24 protein-coding genes are annotated in these 17,462 nt (G+C 30.9%); 23 read left to right on the top strand and 1 reads right to left on the bottom strand.

All coding sequences use genetic code 11. The annotated features are described in order from the left end of the window. The first annotated feature begins 155 nt into the window (after positions 1-155). From L1S49_RS17280 to L1S49_RS17175, 22 genes are all read left to right on the top strand, one after another. Positions 156-440, top strand: coding sequence for a hypothetical protein (locus L1S49_RS17280; RefSeq protein ID WP_238906659.1), 285 nt, complete (start codon positions 156-158; stop codon positions 438-440). Further along, positions 441-2,387 (top strand): ATP-binding protein, encoded by a 1,947-nt coding sequence (locus L1S49_RS17275; RefSeq protein ID WP_238906658.1) that lies wholly within the window; start codon positions 441-443, stop codon positions 2,385-2,387. Positions 2,388-2,389: 2 nt separating this feature from the next. Beyond that, the gene (locus L1S49_RS17270) at positions 2,390-3,298 is read left to right on the top strand and encodes a RecT family recombinase (RefSeq protein WP_238906657.1); all 909 of its coding nucleotides are present in this window, start codon (positions 2,390-2,392) and stop codon (positions 3,296-3,298) included. A gap of 1 nt (position 3,299) precedes the next feature. Next, on the top strand, positions 3,300-4,049 hold the full coding sequence (locus L1S49_RS17265) for an MBL fold metallo-hydrolase (protein WP_238906656.1): 750 nt from the start codon (positions 3,300-3,302) through the stop codon (positions 4,047-4,049). Between the two features lies 1 nt (position 4,050). After that, positions 4,051-4,782 carry a DnaA N-terminal domain-containing protein gene (locus L1S49_RS17260; RefSeq protein ID WP_238906655.1) on the top strand — a complete coding sequence of 244 codons (732 nt, stop codon included), beginning with the start codon at positions 4,051-4,053 and terminating at the stop codon, positions 4,780-4,782. Further along, positions 4,783-5,076, top strand: a complete 294-nt coding sequence (locus tag L1S49_RS17255) for a hypothetical protein (RefSeq protein ID WP_238906654.1) — start codon at positions 4,783-4,785, stop codon at positions 5,074-5,076. It abuts the gene before it with no gap. Positions 5,077-5,170: 94 nt separating this feature from the next. Beyond that, positions 5,171-5,566, top strand: coding sequence for a replication terminator protein (locus L1S49_RS17250; protein ID WP_238906653.1), 396 nt, complete (start codon positions 5,171-5,173; stop codon positions 5,564-5,566). Positions 5,567-5,634: 68 nt separating this feature from the next. Further along, positions 5,635-6,348, top strand: a complete 714-nt coding sequence (locus L1S49_RS17245) for a hypothetical protein (RefSeq protein ID WP_238906652.1) — start codon at positions 5,635-5,637, stop codon at positions 6,346-6,348. Between the two features lie 47 nt (positions 6,349-6,395). Next, positions 6,396-6,818, top strand: a complete 423-nt coding sequence (locus L1S49_RS17240; protein ID WP_238906651.1) for a DUF1064 domain-containing protein — start codon at positions 6,396-6,398, stop codon at positions 6,816-6,818. Positions 6,819-6,929: 111 nt separating this feature from the next. Next, positions 6,930-7,151, top strand: coding sequence for a hypothetical protein (locus L1S49_RS17235; RefSeq protein WP_238906650.1), 222 nt, complete (start codon positions 6,930-6,932; stop codon positions 7,149-7,151). Positions 7,152-7,241: 90 nt separating this feature from the next. After that, the gene (locus L1S49_RS17230) at positions 7,242-7,808 is read left to right on the top strand and encodes a helix-turn-helix domain-containing protein (protein ID WP_238906649.1); all 567 of its coding nucleotides are present in this window, start codon (positions 7,242-7,244) and stop codon (positions 7,806-7,808) included. A 123-nt stretch (positions 7,809-7,931) separates the two neighbouring features. Beyond that, positions 7,932-8,855, top strand: coding sequence for a hypothetical protein (locus L1S49_RS17225; protein WP_238906648.1), 924 nt, complete (start codon positions 7,932-7,934; stop codon positions 8,853-8,855). A 210-nt stretch (positions 8,856-9,065) separates the two neighbouring features. After that, on the top strand, positions 9,066-9,347 hold the full coding sequence (locus L1S49_RS17220; RefSeq protein ID WP_238906647.1) for a hypothetical protein: 282 nt from the start codon (positions 9,066-9,068) through the stop codon (positions 9,345-9,347). Between the two features lie 61 nt (positions 9,348-9,408). Continuing rightward, entirely contained in the window at positions 9,409-9,645 is a 237-nt protein-coding gene (locus L1S49_RS17215; protein WP_238906646.1) for a hypothetical protein, read from the top strand. A 102-nt stretch (positions 9,646-9,747) separates the two neighbouring features. Then, positions 9,748-9,951 (top strand): hypothetical protein, encoded by a 204-nt coding sequence (locus L1S49_RS17210; protein ID WP_238906645.1) that lies wholly within the window; start codon positions 9,748-9,750, stop codon positions 9,949-9,951. A gap of 125 nt (positions 9,952-10,076) precedes the next feature. Then, complete coding sequence (locus tag L1S49_RS17205) at positions 10,077-10,313, top strand: hypothetical protein (protein ID WP_238906644.1); 237 nt, start codon at positions 10,077-10,079, stop codon at positions 10,311-10,313. A gap of 66 nt (positions 10,314-10,379) precedes the next feature. Next, on the top strand, positions 10,380-11,054 hold the full coding sequence (locus tag L1S49_RS17200; RefSeq protein ID WP_238906643.1) for a hypothetical protein: 675 nt from the start codon (positions 10,380-10,382) through the stop codon (positions 11,052-11,054). A gap of 72 nt (positions 11,055-11,126) precedes the next feature. Beyond that, on the top strand, positions 11,127-11,648 hold the full coding sequence (locus L1S49_RS17195) for a terminase small subunit (protein ID WP_238906642.1): 522 nt from the start codon (positions 11,127-11,129) through the stop codon (positions 11,646-11,648). Beyond that, positions 11,641-12,990 carry a terminase gene (locus tag L1S49_RS17190; RefSeq protein WP_238906641.1) on the top strand — a complete coding sequence of 450 codons (1,350 nt, stop codon included), beginning with the start codon at positions 11,641-11,643 and terminating at the stop codon, positions 12,988-12,990. Before L1S49_RS17195 ends, L1S49_RS17190 begins: the two co-directional genes overlap by 8 nt. A 3-nt stretch (positions 12,991-12,993) precedes the next feature. Beyond that, positions 12,994-14,514 (top strand): capsid protein, encoded by a 1,521-nt coding sequence (locus L1S49_RS17185; RefSeq protein WP_238906640.1) that lies wholly within the window; start codon positions 12,994-12,996, stop codon positions 14,512-14,514. Beyond that, positions 14,498-16,144: a phage minor capsid protein gene (locus L1S49_RS17180; RefSeq protein WP_238906639.1), complete on the top strand. Its 1,647-nt coding sequence runs from the start codon at positions 14,498-14,500 to the stop codon at positions 16,142-16,144. Before L1S49_RS17185 ends, L1S49_RS17180 begins: the two co-directional genes overlap by 17 nt. 4 nt (positions 16,145-16,148) lie before the next feature. Then, positions 16,149-16,316 carry a CPCC family cysteine-rich protein gene (locus L1S49_RS17175; RefSeq protein WP_238906638.1) on the top strand — a complete coding sequence of 56 codons (168 nt, stop codon included), beginning with the start codon at positions 16,149-16,151 and terminating at the stop codon, positions 16,314-16,316. Between the two features lie 61 nt (positions 16,317-16,377). Here L1S49_RS17175 and L1S49_RS17170 read toward each other — a convergent pair whose 3' ends face one another. Beyond that, the gene (locus tag L1S49_RS17170) at positions 16,378-16,701 is read right to left on the bottom strand and encodes a hypothetical protein (protein ID WP_238906637.1); all 324 of its coding nucleotides are present in this window, start codon (positions 16,699-16,701) and stop codon (positions 16,378-16,380) included. A gap of 157 nt (positions 16,702-16,858) precedes the next feature. On the opposite strand from L1S49_RS17170, the gene L1S49_RS17165 reads away from it, so the two are divergent. Beyond that, positions 16,859-17,452, top strand: coding sequence for a hypothetical protein (locus L1S49_RS17165; protein WP_238906636.1), 594 nt, complete (start codon positions 16,859-16,861; stop codon positions 17,450-17,452). Positions 17,453-17,462: the final 10 nt, after the last annotated feature.

Here is a 17,462-nt window from a genome sequence, read left to right as displayed (position 1 = left end):
CTATTTCTTTTATGAAGTAACTATAAGGTAGGAGTTGAGACAATGCCAGTACAAATTCTAAATGAGTATATAATGCAATGTCAAAAATACAGTATTAAACCAAGCTTTAAAGGATTAAAGATTTTTAATAATTTTCATAAGGTTAGGAGGGAGTTATGGGTAATATTCTAAGACTATATTTAGAGGTTGCTAAAGAAGCAGCAAGATTAAAGCTAGAAGGTATGGAAAAAGAAGAAGCTTTAGAAAAAGCTAAAGAGATTTTTGGCATAAAAAAAGAAGTTGCCGAAGCAACAACAAATAAATCATTCAATAACAATATAACAGATATAGAGAAAAGTTTCAAATATAACATTCAAGATGGACAAGTTTATAAACAAGCTACTGGAGAAAATATAGAGATAGATCCAGAGCTAATAAGAGATAAATTGGAGGAAATATAGATGATTATAGTTTTAAAGAGTCTTAAATTAAAGAACTTTAAAGGAATAACAGCCTTAAGTATAAACTTCTCAAAGGTTACTAATATCTTTGGAGAAAATGCTACAGGAAAGACTACTATTTTTGATAGCTTCACATGGTTACTTTTTGATAAAGATAGCCAAGATAGAAGTAAGTTTGATATTCAGCCTTTAGATGAAGATAACAACGTGGTTCACATGCTAGAAACAGAAGTGGAAGCTCTATTAAGTATAGATGGTAGAGAAATAAAGCTAAATAAGCTTTTAAAAGAGAAGTGGGTAAAGCAACGTGGTGATATAGAAAGTGAGCTCAAGGGGACAGTTACAAATTACTACATTGATGAAGTACCTACTAAGATGGGTGAATATAAGAAGAAAATCAATGAAATCATAGATGAAAACATCTTTAAATTAATAACTAATCCTTTGTACTTTAGTACTAATATGAAGTGGCAAGATAGGCGTGGAATTATTCTCAAAATTGTAGGTGATATAACCAATGAGAGAATAATTGCATCAAAGGCTGAATTAGCAGGACTTAAGAATTTCTCAAATTCAGATAATATAGATGAACTTAAGAAAGTTACTGCAGCTAAAAAGAAAAAGTTAGTTGAAGATAAAAAATCAATCCCTTATAGAGTAGATGAACTTAATAACTCTATATCAGAACATGATTTTGAAGCTTTAGAGTTTCAAAAAAGAAGTGTATCAAGTGCAATTAACTCTATTGAAAATAAGCTTATGGATGGAAGTAAAGTGAATGAAGAAAAGCTTCAACACCAAGACAAGCTATATAAATTAAAGACAAAACTTAAGGATATTGAGTTTTCTGAAAAGAGAAAAGCTGAGAAACCTAAATTAGACTTACACAATAAATTAGAGTGGGAAGTTAAGAGCAACCTTATAAATCTTGAAAGAGACTTAGATACAGCTAAGAGAGAACTTGAGAACAATACTCTTATTTCAGATAGGATAGGAAAAGAATTAAATGAGTTAAGAGAAAAGTTTGTTAATGTTCAAAATACTCCTTTTGAAATTGATGAAAGTAAATTTGTATGTCCAACATGTAAAAGACCATTAGATCCTGAAAATATAGAAGCACTAAGTCAAGAACTTGCAGAAAATCATAATCAAAATATATCAAGGCAGTTAGCTAGCATTAATCTTGAAGGTAAAAGGAAGAAAGAAGAACTGGAAAAATATCAAGAAAGAGTGGTTAAGAATAATAACTTAATCAAAGCTATTGAAAAAGATATAGAAGAAAATAAAGCTTTAAAACTTGAACTTGAAGAACAACTCAGCAACTTCTCTATAGTTATAGATTTAGATCTTAATGAAGAGTATCAAGAGATAATAAAAGAGATTCAGGAACTAGAAAATAAGATCAGTGAACCTACAGAAGTTAATCAAGATATTCATGAACTTAAGAATAAAAAGATATCATTACAGGCTGATTTAGAGAAAATAAATAAGGAATTAGCAGCTAAAGAAAGCAATGAAAAAATAAAAACTAGAATAGCAGAGCTTTTGGGTGAAGAAAAGAAACTAGCTCAACTGATAGCAGATTTAGAGAAAACAGAGTATTTATGTGAGGAATTTATAAAGACTAAAGTTAATCTTCTTGAAAGTAGTATTAATGAAAAATTTAAGTATGTGAAGTTTAAGCTATTTGAAACTCAAGTTAATGGAGGAATCAATGAGTGCTGTGAAGCTCTTATAGATGGAGTACCTTTCAGTAATGCAAATACAGCAAGTCAATATAATGCAGGACTAGATATAATAAACGCTTTATCAAGTTTCTATGATGTACAAGCTCCTATATTCATTGATAATAGAGAGTCTGTAAATAACCTTATAGATACTGATAGTCAGATTGTCAATCTTATTGTAAGTACAGATAAGCCATTACGAATTGAAAGTGAGGTATAAATATGTCAGATAAAAATACAGCTGCAGTAGCTGTCCAAGAGAAGAATGTAACTGATGAAGTCTTAGCAAGAGTACAAGATTTAAATAAGAAAGGTGATTTAGTAATACCACCTGGATATAGTGCAGAAAATGCTATTAAAAGTGCATGGTTAATATTACAGGAAACAGTAGATAGAGAAAAGAAACCTGCATTACAAGTTTGCACTAAGACAAGCATAGCAAATTCATTATTGGATATGGTTATTCAAGGCTTAAGCCCCTCTAAAAAACAATGTTACTTTGTAGTATACGGAAATAAGCTACAGCTTATGAAAAGCTATATGGGAACTGTAGCAGTTACTAAAAGGCTTAAGGATGTAAAAGATGTTAAAGCTTATTGCATCTATGAGGGTGATGAATTTGAACAAGAATTTAACTTGGATACTGCAACACTTAAAATAACTAAGTTTAATCCTAAGTTTGAAAATATAGATATCAATAAAATTAAAGGTGCTTTTGCAATAGTGTTAGGTGAAGATGGTCCGATTCACACTGAGGTTATGAATATAAATCAAATTAAAAATTCATGGAACCAAGGATATGCTAAAGGCAAATCAGGAGCTCATAGTAACTTCACTGATGAAATGGCAAAGAAAACAGTAATTAATAGAGCTTGTAAGATGTTTGTTAATACCTCAGATGATAGTGATATCTTAGTTGAAGCATTTAACAATACAGATAAAGAACCATATGAGGAAAAAGACATAGTAAGTGTTGATTATGAAGTTAAGCAAGAAATTACTGAAAAAGCTAACACAAAAGAAATTGATATTAAAGATAATGAAGAAAAGGTTATTGATGTAGATCCTACACCTGCAGATAAAGAAAAGGAACAACCTCAACAAGTCAAATTACAAGGTCCAGGATTCTAACATGAAACTTACGGTACTAGGGAGTGGTAGTAGTGGTAACTGCTACTTACTCCAAAATGAAAATGAAGCATTGATTATAGAGTGTGGACTACCATATAAAACTATTCTAAAAGGCTTGGATTTTAAGTTGGAGAATGTAGTTGGATGTTTAGTCTCACATGAGCATAAAGATCACTCTAAAGCTATAAGAGAATTATTAAAGAACGGAATAGATGTTTATTCAAGTGTAGGGACATGTAGAGCTTTAGCTGATGAATCAAGTTATATTGAAACCTATTATAGATTGACTTTCATTGAATCTGAGAAACAACTTAAAGTTGGTAATTTTACAATACTACCTTTTGCAGCTGAACATGATGCAACAGAACCACTAGGATTTTTAATACAGCATAAGGACATAGGAAAGCTTTTGTTTATAACAGATAGCTACTACTGCAAATACAAGTTTAAAGGTGTAAATCACATTATGATTGAGTGTAACTATAGTGAGGATATTCTAAGAGAAAACCTAGAGAATGAAGTTATTCATCCAGTACTAAGAGATAGATTAATTAAATCTCACTTTAGTTTGGAGAATGTAAAAGAATTTCTAAAAGCTAATGATTTAAGCAAAGTTAGAAATTTAATGCTTATACATTTATCTAGTAGCAATAGTAATGCTAATGAATTCAAAAGTCAGATTGAAAGATTAACAGGTAAACCAGTATATATTGCAAGCAAAGGATTGGAGATAGAATTGGAGGGATTATAGAATGGAAGGCTTTATAGGATTGTATAGATCTTTATTAGATAAACCAATATGGAAACAATCCACTCCCGAGCAAAAAACAATCTTAATTACAATTCTATTAATGGTTAACCATAAAGAAGCAGAGTGGGAGTGGAAAGGTCAAAAATTTAGTGTAAAACCTGGTCAAACAGTAACAAGTTTAGAAAATATAGTTTTGAATTGTGGCAAAGGTGTAACCACACAGAATGTTAGAACTGCTTTAAAGCGTTTTGAAAAACTCGGATTTTTAACAAATGAATCAACAAAGACAGGAAGGCTTTTAAGTGTTGTGAATTGGGAGGTTTACCAAGTTGAACAAAAGCAACCTAACAAAGATATCAACAAAGACCTAACAAAGAGCCAACAAAGGACTAACAAAGACCTAACAAACGACCAACAAAGACCTAACAAAGACCTAACACCTAACAAAAATGATAATAATAATAACAATGATAATAATGATAAAAAGAAAGAAGAAGAACCTCCAATTCTTCCACCCCTATCTAATCTAACTCAATTTGAAGAAGTGTTTTTAAAACAATATGGAGAAACATCATATAGAACTTGGTTAGAGCCATGTGAGGTTAAAGATACAGTCAAAGAAGTTCTTATAGTAGCTCCAAGTGATTTTACTAAATCCATATTAGAGAGCAGATACAAGGATGGTATGGAGCTTTTATGTAAGAAGAAAATTGAAATAAAGGGAAGTGCATAGATGGACATTACACAGGATATAAAGCTATGCAAGGAGATAGTTGAACAATATAACAACTTAACCTCTGAGGATTGCGTAGGAGCCTTTAGACTAAGCAAGATAGCATTGATAATGTATGACAGGTTAAGTGAGTTGAGGTTATATGCAGATAAGATAGAACTTCAAGGATTAAATAAAACTGAGAAAAAAGAGTTTTTAAGAGCAAAGATGAAAGTTATGGACTATATTCATGTATCAAGCAGAGTTATTTTTACAGCTGCTAATAATGATGGTAATAAGTTTAAGAGAGTGTAGGAGGGGTATAACCTCTAGTTCACGTATAGTTATACCATTGTATTATCATTTGATAGTCAATTAATAATAAATTTAAAGTGAAAGGATGAGGAAAATGGAAAACATGATAAACCTAGAACAATTCGCAGATGGAGCATTTGCGGAAAAAGTAAATATAGGATTAAAGGAGGTTTTAGCAAACATAACAGATCCTAATACAGACTGGAAGAAGAAAAGAAAGTTAACTATTGAGCTTACGTTTTCAGCTAGAGAAGATAGAGAGTTAACAGCAGTAGATATAATTGCAAAACCTAAGTTAGAGCCTGCAAAACCATTAAGCACAACTATAGTTATGGGTACAGATGGCAAGGGTGGAATTATGGCAAGTGAATTTAAGAAGCAGATACCTGGACAATCTGTTATGAGGGTTGATGAAGAAACAGGAGAAGTTTTAACCACAGCAGAAGAAAGAGAACCAATAAACTTAGAAGGTATTAAGTTAGTTAAATAATTAAAAAGTTAATATAGCCATGGCAAGGGGCTTAAACCTTGCACATTAAATAAAAGGTGGAATTTAAAATGGAAAACAGAGAAGCTTTAGAGTATTTAGTAGGATTAGGAGAAAAGAAAGAACCAATAATTGAATTAGAACAAGGTACATTTTCAAAGGTTAGCTTAACAAGAGTTACGGATCCAGTAGCATCAAAATTAACGGTATCAACATTAACTGGTTTAGTGGATTATATTAAAACAAACGTAGATGAGTTAGAAGGAAAGCTATTAATTCAAGTTAAGTCGCCAAGTGAAGTTGCTTTATATAGCCCTCTAAATGTGGATAAAGACAGAGAAAAGTATGTATCAGCAGAAGCTATACTTCCTAACAATGTGGTATATGAGAGATTCTTAGATACAGAAAGGTTTAATATTATGCTGCAGAGTTCCTTTGTAGATGCACATGATAAGAAAGTGTTGCTTAAATACACTGGTCTAGTTCAAGATGATGCGGTTAAAAGTATTGGTGATAATGGAGTAAGCCAAGCTGTAACAATTAAAACTGGCGTTGCAAGTTTAGGACAAGCAGAAGTACCAAACCCTGTAACATTAGCACCATTTAGAACATTCCCTGAGATAGAGCAGCCTGAAAGTAAGTTTATTTTCAGAATGAAAGAAGGTCCAAGTGCTGCATTGTTTGAAGCTGATGGTGGAGCTTGGAGAAATAAAGCAATCTTAGGTATCAAGGAATACTTGAAAGAAGCTTTAAAAGAAAATGAGAATATCGAAATAATTGCATAAGAAAGTGGAGGGGTAAAACCCTCCATGTAAAAAAAGAAGGTGGATCCATGAGTAAGTATTTAAGTCATAAAACTGTAGTAGATGGAATTACATTTGATTCTAAAGATGAATCTAAATACTATGAAGCACTAAAGATAAGGAAATATCGTGGTGAAATAATTAATTTTGAGTTACAACCTAAGTTTGTACTAAGAGAAGGATTTAAGAAGTTTGGTAAGACTTATAGGCCTTTAACATATACACCTGATTTTACTGTATATCACAATGATGGAAGTGTGGAGTATGTAGATGTGAAAGGGCAATCTACCCAACAAGGCGAAATGAGAATAAAGCTATTTAATGATTTCTATAGAGAATTGAAACTAACCATAGTCGCTAGAAATATAACACATGGTGATGAATATGGATTTATAGATTTTTATGAACTAAAGAAGATTAGGAGTAAAAATAGAAGAAATAAAGCTAAATAAGCCCCTTACCCACAGAGCAAATAAAAAATAATAATAAAAAGGAAGGTGTAGAAAACCTTCGGTACACTTAATCTTGTAGCTCTGTGGGATTTTTTATAAGGATGTGAAAATATGAAAATAGGTTTGAATCTAGATGATCTAGAAAAATATATAGGGAGAAAGGCAACTGTAGTAACTCTAAAAGGCGAGAAGAAAATTAAATCTAGAGTACAGGTGGTAGAAGTTATTAACGATAGACAGTTTCTTTGTAATGTGTTAGGCAATAACAATAAAGTTAGATATAAAGAATGTTTCTTTGTAGAAGATCTAATAGATAAATTAGAGGTGAATTAAATGAAATAGTACTAGCTGTTATTGCGATTATAGGGATTCTATTGACGTTAGGGTTATGCAAGGCAGCAGGAAAGAATAGGAGGTATTAAGATGAGTAAGGCGAAGATAAACATTGATGAGATGATACTTGAAGAAGTAGTTAAAAAGGTGCTTAATGAAAGTGAAAAGCAGCAAAAGGAACGTGCTAAGAAAAAGAGGGATAGAAGATTAAGAAATACAGATTTATTACTTAGGAACTATGATAATTTAATTACTCATATAGATTATGCTGTGGAAGATGAAAAGAAACTTGAGGAAGAAGATCCAGAGGAAGTATTAGATGAAATTGAGGAGGAAATAGATTTAGATAATGATGATGAATATGAAGGCATATATATTAATGCTATAAAGAGAACTAGGACAAGAACTAAGATTATAGTAAAACATATTGAGGTTGCTATTGAATTTTATAAGCAGAAGGTTAAGATATCAAATAATTACAATGATAAAAGGAGATATGAAGTAATATATAAATACTATTTTGAGAAAAAGAAGATTCCAGTTATTGCAGAAGAATTAGGGTGTAGTGATAAAACGATTAGTAGAGATAAAAAAAGAGCTGTTGAGGAATTAAGCGTTTTATTTTTCGGGATTGATGGGATGAAATTTAGTTTATAATATCGAAAATTAAATAATTGATAACTTGGAGAATATGTTTTTGCTTAAACTGTGATATAATAAAAGAAGATTTGTATAACTAAAATTTTACACAATTAAATGGTTTTAAGGAGGCATATTTATATGTCAAAAGTAGTAAGAGATTCTTTAATAAGTGCACTTATGGTAGCGATTGTTTCAGGATTAATTAATATCTTAGTAGCATTTTGGACTAGTGAACAAGGAATAGTAAGAGTTAACGATACTATGAAAATTGAAGATAATAAATATCAATTGAATATAGATATAGTAAGTTTGGGAGATTATGATTTAAACAAATTAAGAATAAGCATACCTAAAAAAATAGATTTAAAAGAAGTAAAAGTAAATCAACCAGTAAGATTAACGCCAATAACTACAAATATTAATGGAAATTATGGAGATATATTAGAAGTAGACAAAGTAGCTGCAAAACAGAGGATACATATTATTTTTTCACTTAATGAATATGTAAATTTACATGATATAGTAATAGATAAAAATGATAATAAAGTAAAAGTAGAATATGCAGATGAAATTGGAAATACTTTTAATATTAAAATAGTACAAATACTAATTCAGTCACTTATGTTTGGTATTTTAATATTTATAATAGGATATATGTTTGAAAGAAGGCGCTTAAGATACTTAGAAGATGCACAAGAAAAGGTAGATGAGCAATCAAAGCAAATAAATGATCTTAAAGAAAATGTTAAAAGACAAAGTGAAAACATAGATAAAGTGGATGATAGATATGAAAAAATAGTTGAGAAATATAATAAATATGAAGCTGATTCAAAAAAGAAACAAATAATATTGCTATCTAGGTTAAATGAATATAAGAAAGAGTTAAGTTTCTGGAGAGATACCATACGTAAAATTTTATATAGAAATGGTGTAAATAAAGAAAATACTGAAGATATAATAGATTCTATAACAACTAATTTAAAAACATATCAGACTAATTCCAAAAACGAAATTGATTTTGATACAGTAAACCACTTAGCTAAAATGTTAAATAAAGAATAAGTAAAAGTAGATTAAAATGTCCTTTTTATGTCCTTGTAAGTACTTTATTAAAGATTTAAAATGATAGTAGGTAAAATTATATTTAGCAGTAGTTAGGGACTTACAAACGTGGTTACTGTGGGAAGACACTCGAAAGGGTGTCTTTTTAAATTATTATTAGAGGAACTTCTTCCTTTTTATAGAAATTAATCTATGAAAGGAGAGGATAATATGAGTTTAGAAGAATTAATAAATAAAGAAGATTTTACCATAAAAGATTTTACTGATTATATAAACGAATGTGGAGGGGTTGGTAAATTAAAGAAAACTGATTTAGATAAAATATTAAAGAAGCATGATTATATTTTGATTAGTAATGAGTTTTTCTTTAGTATATATAAAATGGTATCAGAAAATGATTATGGGAAAACTATTAAAGTATGGACATGGATTGTTGGTATATCAACGATTGCAAGTACAATATATACTATAATTAGTTTTTATGTTAAGTAGTGATAAATAAAGGAATTACTCACCTTTTATAGAAATATCTATTTAAGGGGAGGTGAAGGGTATGAGAATAGGTGGAGAACACACATGCAAGGTATGCAAAAGGGGTTTTGAATGGTATTATGTAGTTCCGCAAAGAATAAATTCAAATAAATTTGATGTAGAAACCATTACTAAAGATAAGATGAGACTTTATGAAGTTTATGAGAGCGTTGAAAGAGACGGATATAAATTTCCTAAGAAAGCATCAGTTTACTGTAAGTTCTGTGATAATTTAAATCATATAGAAATAGAAGAATAAGAGCTCTTAATAGAGCTCTTTTTAATACCTAAAATTAAGGAGCATTAAGTTAAAAGGAAATATCACTAAAATGTTGAATTAATAGACATTGAGGTGATTTTTTTGTTTAAAGAAAGGTTAATTAAGTTTCACTATAAAAGGACGCTAAAGGCTTATAATAAGCTTATTGTAAGCGATTTTGGAGAGAGTGCAAAGTTTAATACTAATAATATTGATAAAAGTAAATTCGAAGAGCAACTTTACAACAATATTTGTGAAAAGTACAAGAAGATATTAAATAACAAAGAAGATTTTGAAAAAAAATAATAATCCTTGAAGCAAATCTATATGGAAGCGAAAAAAGAAATTATAATTTTACAATCCCAATTACGTTATCTATATTTTCATTAATGAGTGCATTCTATAGTTCGCAAATAAAAATATATGAAAATATGGAAAGTGTATTTATATTTATAACGGTTGTAGTTTGGATATATATGTATTTTATGAGGATGGAGCATAGAATTTATTGTAATATTGTTGCTTATTATAAGTTAAGTCTAGAGATCGTTAAAAAGCTTTATAGTGAATATAATGAAAGAGTAGATAAAGAAAAAGAACTAACTAAAATTGAAAACAAAGAAACTGGATTAATAAAAAGAATTTTGGGATTTAAAAGTAAATGGTAATAATTTAGTATACATATTAGAGGATTTCTATCTTAAATAAGGAATTATCTTATTGAGGTGATAGATTTGTTTGGAAAGAAAAAGAAAAGTGAAGAAAATAAAGAAAGCGCAATTGAAGAATGCGAAAGACTTTTTGATGAAGAAATAAAAAGTGATAAAAACGAATATAATGAAGTGAAAAAAGATATTGAGCAAACAAGAAAACTATATGAGAATATCAAAAACTATTATTATAAGAAAATAAAAAGTGACTATAGATACCTTGTGTTTGAAAAGATAAGATTAGAAAGAAAATTAGGTAAATACAATCATAAAATTATTGAGTTCAGTGTTAACTATTTCATTGGTATATTCTCAGCAGTATTTGCTTTGTTCTTACAAAGTGTAAATCTGTTTGATGTTATAAAAATAACTGTATTTTCTAATGATATAAATTCAATCTTAAACAATATGGTTAAAATGATAACTTTTTTTATATTGCTGTTTGGATTTATGAGAATGTTTGATGATAAAGGATCTAAAGAACAACAGTATATCAATGTGTTAAATAATATTAAATTAAAGGTAATAGAGGAAATTGAAAAAGAAATAGAAGAAGGCAAAAAATTGAAAGAGGTTGAAATTCAAAACCAAAATAGAAACAATGATCTCTTAAAGGAGATTGTTATAGCTGTGGGGAATGGTTTTGCTTCAGGTATTCTCGGTAGTGGAATAATAGGAAAGATATTTAAGAAAAAATAGAATGTATAGAAGATTTAAAGATGTGAGTTTGTCACATCTTTTTTATTTACTAAAATTAAGGAGGTGGCATTAATGGCTAAACTAACACCGAAACAACAAAGATTTGTAGAAGAATACTTAGTGGACTTAAATGCCACTCAAGCAGCAATTAGAGCAGGATATAGCGCTAAGACAGCAAAAGAAATAGGATGTGAGAACTTAACGAAACCTAATATTCGCGCGTGCGTAGATGAAGCACTAGCAGAGAGATCTAGGAGAACTGGTATTAATGCAGATAGAGTATTAATGGAGTTAGCTAGATTAGGATTTGTTAATGCTATAGATGTTATAAATATGAATGAGGCTACTGTAAGAGAAGAAGCAAGTAGAGATGATACTGCAGCAATTGCTTCTGTGAAGGTCAAGACTATTCCAACTGAGGATGGTGGAGAGATAACTGAAAGAGAAATTAAACTTTACGATAAGACAAAGAACTTAGAGCTCTTAGGAAAGCACTTAGGATTATTCACAGATAAGCTTGAGGTAAAGGCAAGTATAAATTCAACGGCTAAGTTAGATTCTTTACTTAATGAATTAGGTGAAGATAATGAGTAATGAATATAAGCTATCTAAGAAGTACAAAGACTTTCTCAAACATAATGCACCAGTAGAGTTCTTAGAAGGGACTACAGCAGCGGGAAAGACTACAGTTGGTATTGTTAAGTTCATACTAAAGGTTGCAAAGTCTAAAAAGAAGATGCATGTTATAGCAGGTAAGACTACAGGGGTTGTAGAAAAGAACATCATTCAAAAAGAGTATGGACTTTTAGATGTGTTTGGGGATCTAGTAGAGTATAAAGGGAATGGAGATAAGAATAATAAGATACCTCACATAATCCTCCATACGGCCACTGAGGACAAGATTATTTATATCTTAGGGTATGATAATGTAAGTAAGTGGGAAATGGTTCTAGGTTCTCAATTCGGATGCGTTTTGATTGATGAAATTAACACTGCATCAATTGATTTTGTAAGAGAGGTTAGTACAAGAAATGATTATCTTATGGCAACACTTAATCCAGATGATCCTAACTTGCCTATCTACTCGGAATTTATAAACTGCAGTAGACCACTAGAAAAATACAAGAAGGATGTACCTAAAGAAATATTAAAGCAATTAACCAGTGAAGCCAAGAAAGATTGGACTTACTGGTTTTTTAGTTTTTATGATAATGCATCCTTGACTGATGAAGATATAGAGAAAAAGAAACTAGCAGCTCCTAAGGGTACTAAACTATACAAGAATAAAATCTTGGGGTTAAGGGGTAGAGCAACAGGATTGATATTCCCTAACTTTGAAAGAAAGCACAATGTAATAAGCAAAGATAAAGCTAAGAAAATGAAGTTTATACAGTTCACAGCAGGGCTTGATACTTCCTATAGCCAAGAAAGCCCTGATACTTTTGCATTTATATTTCAAGGCATTACAGCTAATAAAGAATGTGTGGTCCTGGATGAAGAAATTTATAATAACAAAGATTTAACTATACCGTTAGCTCCAAGTGATATAGCTCCTAAATATGTAAAGTTTTTAGAGAAGAATAGAAAAGAATGGGGTTTTGCTAGAGATGTATTTATAGATTCAGCAGACCAGGCTACAATCATGGAGCTTAAGAAGTATAAGAGAACTAATCCAAACATGTATAACTTTATTAATGCCTATAAGAAGATAACTATTATAGACAGAATACACCTAATGCTTGGATGGATTAATACAAATAATAAAATCTATTACTATGTCATGGACACGTGCATAAATCACATTAGAGAGTTAGAAGTTTATTCATGGAAGGATGATAAGTACGAGCCTGAGGACGCTAATGACCATACAATTAACTCAAGTCAATATGCATGGATACCATTTAAAAAGATGATAGGAGACTATAAGGAGGAATAGAGAATGGGGTTGATAGGAGGGATAAAGAATATGCTAACTAAAGCAGCTTTAAAATATTTGAATGTGCAGCCAGCTATGCAGATGCAAGTTACAATACAGGAGCCTTACACATTTGAAAGTAATTTAATGAGAAATAGATTATGGTATAGAGGCGAGCCATATGAACTAGACCAATTCTTCAAGAATATATCAAGTGATCCAGTAAATAAAGCTAGGTTTTGGTGTGCGGTGCCAAGTGCAGATTTAAGTATAAGAAAGATTCATAGCGGATTACCTGGAATAATAGTTGATAGGCTAACAGATATAGTATTATATGACCTTGATAAGCTAGAGGTTGCAGGAAAAGAAGATAATACAGTATGGGAAGAAATAAGTGATGATAATAAATTCAATAGCATTATTCAAGATGCAATAACAGATACATTAGTTGAAGGTGATGGAGCTTTCAAAATATCAATAGATAGCGAAATATCTGAGTATCCAATAATAGAGTTTTATGATGCTGAGAAAGTTGATTATGTATACACTAGGGGCAGATTAAAAGAAATAAAGTTTGCTAACTTCTATGATAAAGATAGAAAGACATATAAGCTAATTGAAACTTATGGAATAGGCTATGTTAAATATAATTTGTATGATGATTATGGCAAAGAAGTTTCTTTGGATACTCTAGACGAAGCAAGAGAACTTGAAGATGTTGTTTTTAATGGCGATTTCATAATGGGGTTGCCATTAATGTTTTTTAAATCTCCTAAGTTTGAGGGCAGGGGGAAAAGTATATTTGATAATAAATCAGATTCCTTTGATGCATTAGACGAAGTAATAAGCCAATGGATAGATGCAATTCGTACTGGTAGAGTAATGAAATATATACCTGAGGATTTAATACCTCAAGATATAAATACAGGACAGTTAATGAAACCTAATCCTTTTGATAATCAGTTTATAAAGGTTGGATCAAGCCTTGCCGAAGAGGCTAAAAATCAAATTGATATGAAGCAGGCTGATATTAAATACCAGGCATATGTAGAAAGTTATTCCAATGCTTTAGACATGTGCCTACAGGGAATTATTAGCCCTAGTACGTTAGGTATTGATTTAAAGAAAACAGATAACGCCACTGCTCAAAGAGAGAAGGAGAAAACAACTTTATATACTAGAGGTAAACTTGTTGATGTTCTTACAGAGACTATACCAGAGCTTATAAGTTTAGTTCTAAAAACAAATGATGTATTAAGCAAGAAAACTCCTAAAGATTATGAGGTCACTATAAGTTTTGGTGAGTATGCAAGTCCAAGTTTTGACACTGTAGTTGAGACTGTAGGAAAAGCTAAGAGTTATGGCATCATGAGTATAGAAAAAGTTGTTAATGAGCTATATGGTGATACCATGACAGATGATGAAAAGAAGGAAGAAGTCCAAAGGATTAAGGAACAAAATGGATATTTAGAAGCTGATGAACCTAAGGTACCTGATGATGAAGAAATAGATCCAGGAGCTGATGCAGATGGCGAAGAAGAATAAACCTTCAAAGATAGGAGATGTACTTAAGAATATTAATAAGCAAACAATTAAAGATGCATCAGAAAAAGAGAGACAGAAGTCTTATGATATTAGAGAGATATTTCAGCAAATGGAGCTTGATTTAATTACTAGTATGCGTAAGGCTTTTTATTTTCATAAAAGAGAAGAAGCAAAGGAAGGGTTCTCATGGGAACAATGGCAGCTAAGTAAGTTAAGGGCTATCGAAGAGTATAGGAAAAGGAACAGAGGTATTGTAGATTCATATAGTAAGCCTATACAAAAAGCTATTAATGAAGAATTAAAGGGTAATTTCAGAAAAGGTGAAAATAGATTTGTTGCTTTCAGTAAGAGATTGCTTGAAAAAGTAAAAAGATTATTTGGGATTAAAGAAGATATAAAGTTAGATGCAGAATTGGGATTGCCAAACGATATAGCAAAACATCAAATGACTGTAAGTTATATAGATAAAGTGCTAGGTAGAGAAAGAAAGCCTCCTGCGGATAATGACTTTTTTGGAGTTAATGAAAAGAAGCTTGAGGCACTTCAAAAGGTAGTAGAACAGGACCTACAGAAAGCTCAATACTCTGTACTTAGAAAAATGGATGATGCATATAGGCAAACAATATACAAAAGTCAAGTCTATATGCAGGGTGGAGTTAAGAGTTTAGATAATGCTATTGATATGGCTACTAAGGACTTCTTAGACAAAGGAATTAATAGTATTACTTATAAAGATGGTAAGAAAGTAAATATAGTCTCATATGCAGAGATGTGCTTAAGAACTGCATCACAAAGAGCGACATTTTTAGGTGAATCTAAAAAGAGAGATGAGTGGGGAATATATCTAGTAGTTGTTTCTGCACATGCTAATACATGTAAGATGTGTATGCCATGGCAAGGGAAAGTGCTAATTGATGATATATTTAGTCATCCAAGCAAAGAATTTATAGAAGCAAATGAACAGTATGCATTACTTAGCGAAGCTATAAAAGCAGGATTGCTTCATCCTAACTGCAGACATAGTTTAATAACTTATTTTCCAGGTGTAACTCAAATTCCTACAATTCCTGATGGAGAGAAAGCCGTAGAGTTATATGAAATTGAACAAGAACAAAGGAGCTTAGAAAGGCAACTTAGAAAGTGGAAAAGGGTTGAAGCTGGTTCAGTTGATGCAAAGAATGTTAATGATGCAGCTAAGAGAATTAAATTATTAGAAGGAAAATTAAAAGAGCTCCTAGATAAAAATAGACAGTTAAGAAGAGCTCCAGAAAGAGAAGTCGATAGAACTATTATTGAAAATACTGGTAGAAGTGATATACTTAGTAATAGGAAGTGGTTAAAAGCTAGCTTCTCAACTCAAAAGAAGTTTGATAAACATATAGAGAAACATATTAATGAGTATGGAAATATAGCAGCAGAAGAATATCTTAATATATCTAGAAATTTATTAGCAGCTCCATTAAGTAAAGATGTAGAAGGATTTGTTAGTAAAGAAGGTTTTATATTTAAATATAGAAACAGTACTAATGATTTCGCTATAGGCAGATTAGATGGGAAGATTTCAACCTTGTATAAGCCTAAAGAAGGCTATGAGTATTGGTTGGGACAAATAAGAGATTATAAGGAGTGATAGCATGAAATGTCCAGTATGTGGTGAAGAAGTTGAGTCATTTGAGATTTGTGACAAATGCGATTGGGAAAATAGTGGTCCAAAAGAAGATGAAAATAGTCTACAAGGACCTAATAAAATGACATTGAAACAGGCAAGAGAGGCATATAAAAAAGGTGAAAAGGTAATGTAAAAGCACTTACTATGATTAAATAGTAGGTGCTTTTTTATGTCCATTAACAAGAATATTCGTTTTAAAGTCCTAACTTCTTTGTTATATAAATTTCGGTGGCCTTGCTAAACATGTCCTCCCACTTAGAGAAATGAGTAGAAGCCTTAACATGAATATCCATATCTTCGTCTGGAATAGCATCAAAATCAGATTGTGAATTTACTTGAAAGTTTCCTGATTCTAGGAATTCATCAAAAGATTTAAATTTAGTATAGCGAGCCATAAATGAACCGTTAAATAAGTCAGTTAGTGGTACAGAATTATTTTTTTCTAACTGTTGAGCAGATTTAGCCATCTTGTCAAGGTCTTTTTGAAGTTTGTCCAATCCTTTTACTTTGAAACCCATACATACACCTCCTTTCACTATAATTTTACCATATATGAGGAAAATAGAAAAATATTTACTTAAATACTTACTTTCTTAAAAGATGTCCAAAACGTGCTTATGACTTTAAAAGATGCATGGAATTAACAGCCGACAGGCTATAAATGGAGGTATATTTATGTATTTAATGAATCTAAGAAGAAACCTATTAAAAGGAAAAATGCGTGAAGCAGACAATGGTGGTTCTGGCGGAAATGGAGGTGGAACAGAAGAAACAAAAGAAGGTGAAGAAGATAAAGGCGAGGAAGAAGTAAAAACTTTTACGCAGGATGAAGTTGATAAGCTTATTAAAGATAGGGTTGCGAGAGAAAAGAAAGGTCAATTATCTAAAGAAGAATTACAGGCTTATCAAACTTGGAAAGATAGTCAAAAAACAGATGCTGAAAAGAAAGATGAAGCAGTAACTAATGCCGATAAAGCGAGAATTGCAGCAGAAGAAAGAGCAACAGCCCTTGAAGCAAAGGTTACATGTTTATCTAAAGGAGTTAAGAGTGATTTTACAGATGATGTTGTTATTTTAGCTAAAGCTATGGTTTCAGATGAAGTTACTATGGAACAAGCTATAGAGAATGTATTAAAGAAATATCCTCACTTTACTGGATCCAGTGAAGGTGAAGAAGAAACCAATGGATTTAAAAAAGTTGGTGGAGGAAAAGGTGAACAAAAAAAGAGTTCTGAAGAAGTTTTAAAGGCTGCATTTGGAATAAAATAAACAAAAATTA

Origin of the sequence: Clostridium sp. YIM B02506, assembly GCF_022324845.1 — a bacterium.
Taxonomy (GTDB): domain Bacteria; phylum Bacillota; class Clostridia; order Clostridiales; family Clostridiaceae; genus Clostridium_T; species Clostridium_T intestinale.
The sequence above is the reverse complement of the archived record's forward strand: the minus strand, read 5'-3'. Positions and strand labels throughout refer to the sequence as shown.

Coding starts and splice junctions, on each gene's coding strand:
- L1S49_RS17280 (WP_238906659.1), top strand. CDS start 156: ATGGGTAATATTCTAAGACTATATTTAGAGGTTGCTAAAGAAGCAGCA.
- L1S49_RS17275 (WP_238906658.1), top strand. CDS start 441: ATGATTATAGTTTTAAAGAGTCTTAAATTAAAGAACTTTAAAGGAATA.
- L1S49_RS17270 (WP_238906657.1), top strand. CDS start 2,390: ATGTCAGATAAAAATACAGCTGCAGTAGCTGTCCAAGAGAAGAATGTA.
- L1S49_RS17265 (WP_238906656.1), top strand. CDS start 3,300: ATGAAACTTACGGTACTAGGGAGTGGTAGTAGTGGTAACTGCTACTTA.
- L1S49_RS17260 (WP_238906655.1), top strand. CDS start 4,051: ATGGAAGGCTTTATAGGATTGTATAGATCTTTATTAGATAAACCAATA.
- L1S49_RS17255 (WP_238906654.1), top strand. CDS start 4,783: ATGGACATTACACAGGATATAAAGCTATGCAAGGAGATAGTTGAACAA.
- L1S49_RS17250 (WP_238906653.1), top strand. CDS start 5,171: ATGGAAAACATGATAAACCTAGAACAATTCGCAGATGGAGCATTTGCG.
- L1S49_RS17245 (WP_238906652.1), top strand. CDS start 5,635: ATGGAAAACAGAGAAGCTTTAGAGTATTTAGTAGGATTAGGAGAAAAG.
- L1S49_RS17240 (WP_238906651.1), top strand. CDS start 6,396: ATGAGTAAGTATTTAAGTCATAAAACTGTAGTAGATGGAATTACATTT.
- L1S49_RS17235 (WP_238906650.1), top strand. CDS start 6,930: ATGAAAATAGGTTTGAATCTAGATGATCTAGAAAAATATATAGGGAGA.
- L1S49_RS17230 (WP_238906649.1), top strand. CDS start 7,242: ATGAGTAAGGCGAAGATAAACATTGATGAGATGATACTTGAAGAAGTA.
- L1S49_RS17225 (WP_238906648.1), top strand. CDS start 7,932: ATGTCAAAAGTAGTAAGAGATTCTTTAATAAGTGCACTTATGGTAGCG.
- L1S49_RS17220 (WP_238906647.1), top strand. CDS start 9,066: ATGAGTTTAGAAGAATTAATAAATAAAGAAGATTTTACCATAAAAGAT.
- L1S49_RS17215 (WP_238906646.1), top strand. CDS start 9,409: ATGAGAATAGGTGGAGAACACACATGCAAGGTATGCAAAAGGGGTTTT.
- L1S49_RS17205 (WP_238906644.1), top strand. CDS start 10,077: ATGGAAAGTGTATTTATATTTATAACGGTTGTAGTTTGGATATATATG.
- L1S49_RS17195 (WP_238906642.1), top strand. CDS start 11,127: ATGGCTAAACTAACACCGAAACAACAAAGATTTGTAGAAGAATACTTA.
- L1S49_RS17190 (WP_238906641.1), top strand. CDS start 11,641: ATGAGTAATGAATATAAGCTATCTAAGAAGTACAAAGACTTTCTCAAA.
- L1S49_RS17185 (WP_238906640.1), top strand. CDS start 12,994: ATGGGGTTGATAGGAGGGATAAAGAATATGCTAACTAAAGCAGCTTTA.
- L1S49_RS17180 (WP_238906639.1), top strand. CDS start 14,498: ATGGCGAAGAAGAATAAACCTTCAAAGATAGGAGATGTACTTAAGAAT.
- L1S49_RS17175 (WP_238906638.1), top strand. CDS start 16,149: ATGAAATGTCCAGTATGTGGTGAAGAAGTTGAGTCATTTGAGATTTGT.
- L1S49_RS17170 (WP_238906637.1), bottom strand. CDS start 16,701: ATGGGTTTCAAAGTAAAAGGATTGGACAAACTTCAAAAAGACCTTGAC.
- L1S49_RS17165 (WP_238906636.1), top strand. CDS start 16,859: ATGTATTTAATGAATCTAAGAAGAAACCTATTAAAAGGAAAAATGCGT.